Source organism: uncultured Subdoligranulum sp. (genome assembly GCF_937890665.1).
Genome location: NZ_CALADU010000239.1, coordinates 1 through 12,053 on the forward strand (window position 1 = coordinate 1; position 12,053 = coordinate 12,053).

Below are 12,053 nucleotides of genomic sequence, written 5' to 3' on the forward strand. Positions count from 1 at the left end.
GCAAGTGCCATCCGTTCTACACCGGCAAGCAGAAGCTGGTCGATACCGGTGGCCGTGTCGAGCGTTTCAAGCGCCGTTATGCCAACGCTGGCAAATAAGTTTGTTTGCACTGTACCCCAGATGGCGACATCTGGGGTATTTTTGGCTGTTTATATAAGGAGTTTTCATGTCCGACTATAAGACCATTCGTGGTACGGCAACCTTTACCTATGAAGAAAAACGCAGTCGCTTTATTGGTACAGCGGCTTTTGCCGATACCGAAGAAAAAGCGCTGCAGGTGTTGAATGCAGTCCGAGCGGCCAATCGCACGGCACGGCACAATGTGTACGCGTATGTGCTGCAAAATGGTCGGACCCGCTATTCCGATGATGGGGAACCCGCCAAGACGGCGGGAACGCCGGTGTTAGAGGCTATCGGCCATGCAGGACTATCGGATGTGATTGTGGTGGTAACCCGTTACTTCGGTGGGATCCTGTTGGGAACCGGCGGGTTGGTGCGCGCCTACACGGCGGCGGCATCCGGAGCCTTGCAAAATGCAGAATTGGTCAGTATGCGTCTGATCGTGAACTGCCGGGTGGGGGTATCCTATGGGGTGTTCGAACAGGCACAACGTATCATCGTAGCGGCTGGGGGAAAATTGGAAGAACCTCAGTTTGCAGACGGGGTAACCTTGGTTTGGCGTATGCCGGCGGGAGAGGAAGACGCCTTGTGCCAAACCTTGGCGGAATTGACTCGTGGTACTGCGCAGGTAGAGGTTTCGGAACCGGAATATGCTCCTTTTTGAAAAAACATGAAATTCCCGAAAAAAATAGAGTGTTTGCCGCAGTTTTATCGTATATATAAATAGAAAACAGCAAAGAAAGGAGGCGGCAGCATGACGATCCGAGAAGAAACCGAGGCGATTGAACGCCAAACGCTGAGCCGCTATGCGACCTTGAGCGAAAATAGCCGGGGCCGCCGTAAACCGGAAGAAGAGGATCCGATTCGCCCTTGCTTCCAACGGGACCGGGATCGTATTTTGCATTGTAAGGCGTTCCGCCGCCTCAAACAGAAAACACAGGTGTTCCTTTCCCCTGAGGGAGATCACTATCGCACTCGATTGACGCACACGTTGGAAGTGAGTCAAATTGCCCGGACCATCTCCCGGGCGTTGCGCCTTAATGAGGATTTGACCGAAGCGATTGCATTAGGCCATGATTTGGGGCATACTCCTTTCGGTCATGCAGGGGAGCGGGCGCTGAATCGTCTTTGCCCCGGCGGCTTTACCCATTACCGCCAAAGTTTGCGGGTTGTGGATCTGTTGGAAAAGGACGGCAAGGGGCTTAATTTGAGCTGGGAGGTCCGCAACGGAATTATTACGCACACCACGGGGGCGTGGGCCCGCACGCCGGAAGGCTGCGTGGTGCGCCGCGCGGACCATATCGCCTTTCTCAACCATGATATTGAAGATGCTGTGGGGGCAGGCGTGCTGGACCCGCGGCAGATTCCCGCTGAGGCTACTGCGGTGTTGGGCCACACGAAGTCTCAGCGCATCACTACGATGATTGCGGATCTGGTGGAGCACAGCCAAAACGGGCGGATCAATTTTTCCCCCGAGGTGGAAGCTGCCTATGCGATCCTAAAGGATTTTATGTATTCTACCGTATATGTGGACCGGGAAGCGAAGCGAGAAGAGAAAAAGGTGGACAAGCTCATCGCAGAGTTGTATGAGCGTCTGTGCGAAGAACCGGCACTGCTGCCTAACTTTTATCTCGAGATTGCCTACAACGAGGGCGTAGACCGGGCTGCAACCGACTATATCAGCGGTATGAGCGATGAGTTTGCCACGCGACTGTTTGTAGAATGGTTTGTGCCGAAAAAGTGGCAGGTTTTGTGAGACGGCATTCTTCTGCATGAGGGAGGTGGAATGGGTTGATCCCACAGGAATACATACAGGAAGTGGTACGCCGCAACGATATCGAAGAAGTGATCGGCCAGTATGTGCAACTGCGTAGGCGTGGCCGTACGCTGAGCGGGCTGTGCCCGTTTCACAACGAAAAGACACCGTCCTTTGTCGTGTACCCCGATACCCAGAGCTTCTACTGCTTTGGCTGCGGAGCGGCAGGCGATGTTATAAACTTTGTACGCAAGTACAATAATCTCGGATACGTGGAAAGCGTAAAGCAGTTGGCGTCCCGGGTGGGAATGCCGCTGCCGGAAGAAGAGGACAAAGAGGCAAAGGCGCGGCAACGTCTTTTGGAGATCAACCGCTGTGCTGCCCGGTACTTTTATGAGCAGCTCAATGCGAAGACACCGGAGGCAGCGCAGGCGCGCCGGTACTGGAAAGAAAAGCGTGGTCTTTCCGATGCGGCCATCCGCCGCTTTGGGCTGGGCTATGCGCCGCAGGATTTTGGCGGATTGCTGCACTACCTGCGCAGGCGAGGCTTCAGCGAGAGCGAGTTGGAGCGCTCCGGTCTGGTTAAGCGCAGCGCCAAAGGAAACCTGTATGATATTTTCCGCCATCGCGTGATGGTACCCATCATTGACGTGCGGGGATCCATCATCGCTTTTGGCGGCCGGGTGCTGGATGACTCCAAACCCAAATATATCAATAGTCCTGAAACACAGGTCTACCACAAATCCCGCACTTTGTTTGCGCTGAACATAGCCAAAAAGTCCACCAGCAAACGGTATATCCTCTGCGAAGGGTATATGGACGTGATCTCGATGCACGAAGCAGGCTTTGACACTGCGGTGTGTGCCTGTGGTACAGCGCTGACGGCAGAGCAGGTCAAACTGTTGAGCGAATATGCCGACGAGGTAGTGCTGAGCTATGACTCGGACGAAGCGGGACAGAAAGCGACGGAACGCAGTCTGGGGCTGTTTGCGAATAGCCCGGTAAAGGTCAGCGTGCTGAGCTACCAAGGGGCTAAAGACCCGGACGAGTTTATCAAAAAATATGGACGGGAACGGTTTGATATGCTGCTCAACGGCACCGCCAATCCAACCGAGTTCCAGCTTAAGAAAGCAAAGTCCAAATATGATTTGCGCAGCGACGATGGACGCCTCAACTACATTCATGAGGCAATCGACATTTTGACGGGGTACTGGGTGAGTCCCACGGCCCGGGATGTGTACGCGGGACGCTTGGCGGAGGAAACCGGTGTTTCCAAGCAGGCCATCGTTTCCCAAATGCAAGGGGCGTTGCGCGCGGCGGAGCGAAGAGGACGGCGCAAAGAGCAGAAAGAGATGGCCCAGCAAAGCATTGCTGCCGATATCAGGATTCCTTATACACAGGGGGGCGATGCAGCGTTGGGCGCGGCCAGTGCCGGCAGGCAGTTGGTGGCGGCGTTACTGCAAGAGCCGGAAGAGATTCCCTATGTGCGCGCCCATTTGCAGATGGACAGCATTTTGCTGCCGGAAATGCAGCAGGCGTTGCAGGCGATTTTCCGCTGTGCAGACGAAAAGCTGCCGGTGAACTTAACATCTTTGCAGCAAATGTTAGAAGAAAAAACATTTCAGCAAGTAGCACATGCGCAAGCCCAAAATCACGACCAAAAGCTCACCCGGCGGGACATTGATATGTATCTGGAACGTCTGCAAAACGCGAAACCTATCAGTGAGCGGGTGGCAGGAACCAGTGATGATCAATTCCTTAGCTTTTTTGCCAATGTCAAAAAGGAAAAAGGGGTACAAGATCCACAACCGGATGATACCTGAGGTGGATGGCAAGCCAACAAACTTTTCCCAGCGCAAAAAGCGCGCAGAGTAGCAATAGAAAACCAAAAGGAGAAACGTACTTATGGCAGAGAAAAAAGATTCTATTCGCAGCTTGATTGAGAGCGGTCGGCGCAACGGCAAATTGACCAACTCTGAAATTGGCGATGCCATGGAGGAGAGCGGCCACGTTCTGGATGTAGAGCAGATGGAAAAGCTCTACGAGGAACTGGAGAGCAACGGTATTGAAGTGGTTGACGACGACACGGCGGACGCTGCGGATGCTGCCGCGCTGACAGAAGACAGCGTGGACGATTTCGAGGAAAGTCTGAACACGGACGGTATTACCATCGATGACCCGGTTAAGGTCTACCTCAAAGAGATTGGCCGTGTGCCGCTGCTGACCCCGGAAGAAGAGATCGATTTGGCTTTGAAGATTCAGGCTGGCGGTCCGGAAGGAGAGAAGGCGAAGCAGCGCCTGAGTGAGGCCAACCTGCGTTTGGTGGTTTCTATCGCTAAGCGGTATGTGGGCCGCGGCATGCAGTTCTTGGATCTGATTCAGGAAGGTAACCTCGGCTTGATCAAAGCGGTGGAGAAATTCGACCACACAAAGGGCTTTAAATTTTCCACCTATGCTACATGGTGGATTCGTCAGGCAATTACTCGTGCCATCGCGGATCAGGCTCGTACCATTCGTATTCCGGTGCATATGGTGGAGACCATCAACAAGGTGAAGAAAGTTTCCAGCCAACTGCTGCATGAATATGGCCACGATCCCAGCGCCGAAGAGATTGCCGAGCGGCTGGAGATGCCGGTGGATAAGGTGCGGGAAATTATGCGGGTGGCACAGGAACCCGTCAGTTTGGAAACTCCCATCGGTGAAGAGGAGGACAGCCATTTGGGCGACTTTATCCCCGATGATGATGCGCCGGTTCCGGCAGAGGCTGCCAGCCAGACGCTGCTGAAAGAACAGCTGGCCGATGTGCTCAAGACGCTGACCCCGCGGGAAGAGAAGGTCCTGCGGCTGCGCTTCGGTCTGGAGGATGGCCGCCCCCGTACGCTGGAAGAAGTTGGCAAAGAGTTCAATGTTACCCGTGAACGGATTCGTCAGATTGAAGCCAAGGCTCTGCGTAAGCTCCGTCATCCCAGCCGCAGCAAAAAACTGCGCGACTTCTTGGATTGATTGCATTTTTTACAATGTCCCCGGCCGAATGCCTCGGCCGGGGGCTTTCTTTGTCATTTTGCGGGGGTTGTCAAGAGCGAGCTCCCACAAAAAGACGAACGAACGGTTGTGAAAAATGCCCAAAAACCCTTGCTGGAACCGGCTGCGCGGATTTGTCAAGGTGGGCGGAACGGGGCAAAATCGTCAAAATGCCGAAAAAATCCTACACGGACCCGGGCGTATCAACGCGCAGACAAAAGTTGTAAAAAAGCCCCGAAAAGCCTTGACAATAAGGGTTTTAGCCTGTATACTTAAGCAGTATCACAAAAATGGAATAGAGCGCCCTAAAGGGATTTTGCCAAAAAGCAAAAATCAAAAACTTTGTGAAAAACGCCGAATATGGCTTGTTTCGCGGGCCGGCTTTTGGGACGCTTTTGCCAACTTTGTCAATCTATGGAATAGGAGTGGTCGCGTTTTATGGTAAAGGTCAAGCCCGTACAAAACGGCAGAACGACCCGCATGAGCTTCTCCCGGATCAACGAAGTGATTGGCATGCCCAATCTGATCGAGATCCAGAAGAACTCTTACAACTGGTTCCTGGAGGAAGGCCTGCACGAAGTCTTCCACGACATTGCCGCGATCGAGGACTACACCGGGAATCTGGTGTTGGAGTTCGTCGATTACCGGCTGGACCGGGGAAGTGAAGGAACAGGAAATTTTCATGGGCGATTTCCCGCTCATGACCGATTCCGGCACCTTTATTTCCAACGGTGCCGAGCGTGCGATTGTCAGCCAGTTGGTTCGTTCTCCCGGTGTGTTCTACGGTTCCAGCAAGGACCGTACCGGTAAGGACCTGTTCACGGCCACAATGAACCCCAACCGCGGTGCTTGGTTGGAGTACGAGACCGATTCGCAGGATGTATTCTACGTCCGCATCGATAAGAACCGTAAGCTGCCTGTCACCACGTTGATTCGTGCCTTGGGTCTCAGCACCGATGAGCAGATTCGTCAGTTCTTCGGTGACTCTGAGCCGAAGATCAACGCTTCGTTGGAGAAGGACATCACCCACTCCACCGAGGAAGGCTTGCTGGAAGTGTACCGCAAGCTGCGTCCCGGCGAGCCCCCGACGGTAGAAAACTCTCGCAGCCACTTGAACTCCTTGTTCTTCGACCCGCGCCGGTATGATCTGGCCCGGTTCGGTCGTTACAAGATGAACAACAAGTTGGCGCTGGCCCGCCGTATTGCCGGTTATAAGGCAGCGGAGGACATCATTGCCCCGTTGACCGGCGAACTGCTGGTGGCCAAAGGGGAAAAGATCACCACTGCCAAAGCCAATGAGATCGACGCCGCCGGCGTGACCCGTGTTGTGGTGCTGGTCGAGCGCAAAGGTGAGGAGAGCACGCCTGTTATCGTGATCTCCAACGGCTGCGTAGATGCCAAGCCTTTCTTCAGCTTTGATGTGGATGCGGAGTGCGGCATCAACGAGCGCGCCAACTTTGCCGAGATTCGCAAGATTCTGGACGCTACCTCTGATCCCGAAGAGCAGAAGGAATTGCTGCGTCAGAACCATGACGTGCTTATCAGCCGCACCGTTACGGTGGATGACATCTTTGCCTCCATTAACTATCTGATTGGTTTGGACCACGGCATCGGTGTTACCGACGAAATCGACCACTTGGGCAATCGTCGTGTCCGCAGCGTGGGCGAGTTGCTGCAGAACCAGTTCCGCATTGGTTTCTCTCGTATGGAGCGTGTGATCCGCGAGCGGATGACCCTGCAGAATCAGGAGAGCGGCGAAATCACCCCGCAGAGCTTGGTCAACATCCGTCCCGTTGTGGCGGCAATCAAAGAGTTCATCGGTTCCAGCCCGCTGTCCCAGTTCATGGACCAGAACAACCCGCTGGCCGAATTGACCCACAAGCGTCGTCTGTCTGCCTTGGGACCCGGTGGTTTGTCTCGTGACCGTGCAGGCTTCGAAGTCCGCGACGTTCACTACACCCACTATGGTCGTCTGTGCCCGATTGAGACCCCTGAAGGTCCTAACATCGGTTTGATCTCTTACTTGGCCACCTATGCCAAGATCAATAAGTACGGCTTTGTGGAAGCGCCTTACCGCAAGGTGGATAAGGCAACCGGTGTTGTCACCGACGAAGTGGTCTATATGACCGCCGATGTGGAGGACGAATACATCGTCGCACAGGCCAACGAGCCGCTGGACGAGAACAACCGTTTTGTTCGTTCCCGCGTTTCCGGCCGTCACCGCAACGACATTCAGGAGTTTGAAGCCAGTCAGGTAGACTTCATGGATGTTTCGCCCCGCATGATGGTTTCTGTGGCTACGGCCTGCATTCCCTTCTTGGAGAATGACGACTGTAACCGTGCCCTGATGGGCTCCAACATGCAGCGGCAGGCTGTGCCTCTGATGGTCACCCAGCAGCCCATCGTCGCCACCGGTATGGAATACAAGGCCGCTACCGACTCCGGCGTCTGCATTTTGGCAGCCCGGGACGGCACGGTGGAGTATGTGGATGCCGAGAAGATCGTGGTGCGCTGCGCCGACGGTTCCGCCGACACCTACGAACTCATCAAGTTCATGCGTTCCAACCAAGGCAACTGCAACAACCAGCGCCCCATCGTACAGGTGGGCGATGAAGTCAAGACCGGCGATGTGTTGGCCGACGGTCCCGCCACCAAGAATGGTGAGATCAGCTTGGGCAAGAATGCTCTGGTGGGCTTCATGACTTGGGAAGGTTACAACTACGAGGACGCCGTCCTGCTGAACGAAAAACTGGTTCGCGAGGACGTCTACACCTCCATCCATATTGAAGAATACGAGACCGAGGCGCGGGACACCAAACTGGGACCCGAGGAAATCACCCGTGATATCCCCAACGTGGGCGATGACGCGCTGAAAGATTTGGATGATCGCGGTATCATCCGCATCGGTGCCGAAGTCAAGACCGGTGATATTCTGGTTGGTAAGGTCACCCCGAAGGGCGAAACCGAACTGACCGCTGAGGAACGCCTGCTGCGTGCTATCTTTGGTGAGAAGGCCCGCGAAGTCCGCGACACCTCGCTGCGTGTGCCCCATGGTGCCTACGGTATCGTGGTGGATATTAAGGTGTTCACCCCCGAGAACAGTGACGAGCTGCAGCCCGGCGTTCGTATGTGCGTACGCTGCTATATCGCTCAGAAGCGTAAGATCAGCGTGGGCGATAAGATGGCCGGCCGTCATGGTAACAAGGGTGTTGTTTCCCGCATTCTGCCGCAGGAAGACATGCCGTTCCTGCCCGACGGTACGCCGCTGGACATCGTATTGAACCCCTTGGGCGTTCCCTCCCGTATGAACATCGGTCAGGTACTGGAAGTCAACCTTGGCTATGTGGCTAAGGCTTTGGGCTGGAAGGTACAGACCCCTGTCTTTGACGGTGCCCACGAATCCGACCTGCGGGATTGCTTCGCTGCGGCTCGTGATAAGTGGCATGGCGAAAACGCACCGGAATATCCCACCAAGCTGGACCGCCTGATGGGGGAGAAGGGCCATATCATCGACTTCTCCAAGATCGACCTGACCGACGACGGCAAGACCACTGTGTACGACGGCCGTACCGGCGAGCAGTTCCCCAACAAGGTCACCGTCGGCTATATGTACTACCTCAAGCTGCATCACCTGGTCGACGATAAGATCCATGCCCGCTCCACCGGCCCGTACTCGATGGTCACCCAGCAGCCGCTGGGCGGCAAGGCGCAGTTCGGCGGCCAGCGTTTCGGCGAAATGGAAGTCTGGGCGCTGGAAGCTTACGGCGCTGCCTACACCCTGCAGGAGATCCTGACCATCAAGTCCGATGACGTGGTGGGCCGTCAAAGGCGAGCCGATCCCGCGCCCCGGCATTCCGGAGAGCTTCCGCGTTATGCTCAAGGAACTGCAGAGCCTGGGTCTGGATATCGTGGTGCAGGACGAGGAAGGCAATCCTGTGGATATGCGCCAGGAATTCGACGACGATGACAGCAGCTTCGATGCCGGTACCTACGACGATATGGGCGGCAATGTCCTGGTGGAGAGCGAGCTGCAGGATGACTACAGTGTGAAAGACGCTGACGAGGGCTTTGACGACGATCTGGATGCGGACAGCGAGCCGAGCGCCGATGATCTGGCTCAGATCGAGATGAACGATCCCTTTGAAGATGAATAATGTTTCGCTGTATCGTCTGTCATACTTGAATTGAGAGGGTTCGCTGAATGGAAAATAAAGAATTCGCTTCGATTAAGATCGGCCTTGCCTCCCCGGAGCAGATCCGTGCTTGGAGCTATGGCGAGGTCACCAAACCCGAAACCATTAACTACCGTACCCTGAAACCGGAGCGCGACGGCCTGTACTGCGAGCGCATTTTTGGACCTACCAAGGACTGGGAATGCCACTGCGGCAAATATAAGCGCATCCGCTACAAGGGCAAGATCTGCGACAAGTGCGGCGTTGAAGTTACCCGCGCCAAAGTGCGCCGTGAGCGCATGGGCCACATCGAACTGGCTGCGCCCGTTTCGCATATCTGGTATTTCAAGGGCATTCCCAGCCGTATTGGCCTGATGCTGGACATCAGCCCCCGTCAGCTGGATAAGGTCCTGTACTTCGCCAACTACATTGTTACCGATCCCGGTTTCACGCCGCTGGAGAAAAAGCAGCTGCTGACCGAGCGCGAGTACAAGGAGATGCGCGAAAAGTACGAAGACACCTTCGAAGCCGGCATGGGCGCTGAGGCGATCCAGAAGCTGTTGGCGGAGATCGATCTGGAAAAACTCTCTGCAGAGCTGCGGGAAGAGCTGGAAAAGTCCAACGGTCAGAAGCGTGTACGGCTGCTCAAACGTTTGGAAGCTGTCGAGGCTTTCATCGAGAGCAACCAGCGTCCTGAGTGGATGATCCTGACGGTTATCCCCGTCATTCCGCCGGATCTGCGCCCCTTGCTGCAGTTGGATGGTGGCCGTTTCGCCACTTCCGACTTGAACGATCTGTATCGCCGTGTTATCAACCGCAACAACCGCTTGAAGCGGCTGCTGGAGTTGGGTGCGCCGGACATCATCGTTCGCAACGAAAAGCGTATGCTGCAGGAAGCGGTGGACGCGCTGATCGACAACGGCCGCCGCGGCCGTCCGGTCACCGGCGCCAACAACCGTGCCCTGAAGAGCTTGTCCGACATGCTCAAGGGCAAGCAGGGCCGCTTCCGTCAGAACCTGCTGGGTAAGCGTGTTGACTATTCCGGCCGTTCGGTTATCGTTGTCGGCCCTGAACTGAAAATGTATCAGTGCGGTCTGCCGAAAGAGATGGCACTCGAACTGTTCAAGCCCTTCGTCATGAAGGACTTGGTCGAGAAGGAAAAGGCCAACAACATCAAGTCTGCCCGTAAGATGGTAGAACGCGCTCGTCCCGAGGTTTGGGACTCGCTGGAAACCGTTATCAAAGGCCATCCGGTACTTTTGAACCGTGCACCTACGCTGCACCGTCTGGGCATTCAGGCTTTCGAACCGGTACTGGTGGAAGGCCGTGCCATTAAGCTGCATCCGTTGGTCTGTACGCCTTTCAACGCCGACTTCGACGGCGACCAGATGGCTGTCCACCTGCCGCTTTCCAAGGAGGCACAGCGCGAAGCCAAAATGCTGATGCTGGCTTCCGGTAACCTGTTGAAGCCCTCTGACGGCGAGCCCGTCACGGTGCCTACGCAGGATATGATTCTGGGTAGCTACTACCTGACCCTCGTCAACCCCGACGATAAGGGTCACGGCAAGATCTTCCGCGATGAGGCCGAGGCTATGATGGCCTACTCGGAAGGTTTGATTACGCTGCAGGCCCCCATCAAGGTGCGTCGCACCATGACTTTCGACGGCGTCGAAGAGAGTGCGCTTGTCGATACCACGATGGGCCAGATCATCTTCAATACCCCGATCCCGCAGGATCTGGGCTATGTCGACCGCACCAATCCGGAGCACAAGTTCGACTACGAAATGAACCCCCGCACCCTGAAGATCGCTTCGGGCGGCAAGTCCGACAAGCTGACCAAGAAGGGCCTGCCCGACATCATCAGCCGCTGCCTGACCAAGCATGGTACGAAGGCTTGTGCGATGATGCTGGACGCCATCAAGGCGCAGGGCTATAAATACTCCACGCTGTCCGCCATCACCGTGGCGGTGCCCGATGCCATCATCCCCGAAGAAAAGCCGGCGATTTTGGCTGCGGCGGATAAGAAGATCGAAAAGGGCATGAAGAACTTCAACCGCGGTCTGATTTCCGACGAGGAGCGCTATCGCAGCACCGTTGCCATCTGGCAGGAGGCCACAGAGCAGGTTTCCGAGGCTTTGGGCAACAACCTGCGTACCAACCACCAGCGTAACCCCATCTATATGATGTCCGATTCCGGTGCTCGTGGTTCTATGGACCAGATCAAGCAGTTGGCCGGTATGCGTGGCTTGCTTGCCAACACAGCCGGTAAAACGCTGGAAATGCCGATTCGCGCAAACTACCGCGAAGGCTTGAACATCTTGGAATACTTCATCTCTTCTCGAGGCGCTCGTAAGGGCTTGGCTGACACCGCGCTTCGTACCGCTGACTCTGGTTACCTGACTCGCCGTTTGGTGGACGTTTCGCAGGAAGTGATCATCCGCGAGGAAGATTGCCATGCGACCGAGGGTATCTGGGTCCGCGAAATCAGCGAGGGCAACTCGGTGGTCGAATCCTTCAAAGAACGTTTGAACGGCCGCTATGCGCTGCATGACGTTTACGATCCGAACTCCGGCGAATTGCTGGTCAGCAAGGATAAGATGATGGATATGTTCGATGCCGAGAAGATCGCCAATGCCGGCATGACCGAACTGGAAATCCGTTCGGTCATGCCCTGCCGTGCCCATGTGGGCGTCTGCGCACGCTGCTACGGCTCCAACATGTCTAACGGCGAATGCGTCAAGGTGGGCGAGAGCGTTGGTATTATCGCGGCCGAGTCCATCGGTGAGCCCGGTACCCAGCTGACCATGCGTACCTTCCATACCGGTGGTATTGCATCGGCTGAAGATATCACACAGGGTCTTCCCCGTGTTGAGGAATTGTTCGAGAGCCGCCGTCCCAAGGCTATGGCGATCATGAGCGAGATCGCCGGTACCGTTCATATCGACGATACCAAGAAGAGCCGCCATGCCGAGATCAACGGTGTG

General features: G+C 55.6%; 6 protein-coding genes and 1 pseudogene. All 7 read left to right on the forward strand.

Annotated features, from left to right (window positions below):
- Positions 1-98: 50S ribosomal protein L31 (gene rpmE, locus Q0526_RS13345; RefSeq protein ID WP_298734494.1), on the forward strand; the 98-nt coding region annotated here is incomplete at its 5' end.
- A 68-nt stretch (positions 99-166) separates the two neighbouring features.
- Complete coding sequence (locus Q0526_RS13350) at positions 167-784, forward strand: YigZ family protein (protein WP_298734489.1); 618 nt, start codon at positions 167-169, stop codon at positions 782-784.
- A 90-nt stretch (positions 785-874) separates the two neighbouring features.
- A complete protein-coding gene (locus Q0526_RS13355; RefSeq protein WP_298734490.1) occupies positions 875-1,876 on the forward strand; it encodes a deoxyguanosinetriphosphate triphosphohydrolase in 1,002 nt (333 codons plus the stop codon).
- A gap of 35 nt (positions 1,877-1,911) precedes the next feature.
- Complete coding sequence (gene dnaG, locus Q0526_RS13360; protein ID WP_298734491.1) at positions 1,912-3,699, forward strand: DNA primase; 1,788 nt, start codon at positions 1,912-1,914, stop codon at positions 3,697-3,699.
- Positions 3,700-3,781: 82 nt separating this feature from the next.
- Positions 3,782-4,879 carry an RNA polymerase sigma factor RpoD gene (gene rpoD / locus Q0526_RS13365; RefSeq protein WP_298734492.1) on the forward strand — a complete coding sequence of 366 codons (1,098 nt, stop codon included), beginning with the start codon at positions 3,782-3,784 and terminating at the stop codon, positions 4,877-4,879.
- A gap of 456 nt (positions 4,880-5,335) precedes the next feature.
- Positions 5,336-9,051 (forward strand): annotated as a pseudogene (locus Q0526_RS13370) (DNA-directed RNA polymerase subunit beta).
- 47 nt (positions 9,052-9,098) lie between these two features.
- Positions 9,099-12,053: DNA-directed RNA polymerase subunit beta' (rpoC, locus tag Q0526_RS13375; protein ID WP_298734493.1), on the forward strand; the 2,955-nt coding region annotated here is incomplete at its 3' end.

Bases quoted from the DNA above. Each gene is read 5' to 3' on its own strand.
- rpoD (WP_298734492.1), top strand. From the start codon at position 3,782: ATGGCAGAGAAAAAAGATTCTATTCGCAGCTTGATTGAGAGCGGTCGG.
- Q0526_RS13355 (WP_298734490.1), top strand. From the start codon at position 875: ATGACGATCCGAGAAGAAACCGAGGCGATTGAACGCCAAACGCTGAGC.
- Q0526_RS13350 (WP_298734489.1), top strand. From the start codon at position 167: ATGTCCGACTATAAGACCATTCGTGGTACGGCAACCTTTACCTATGAA.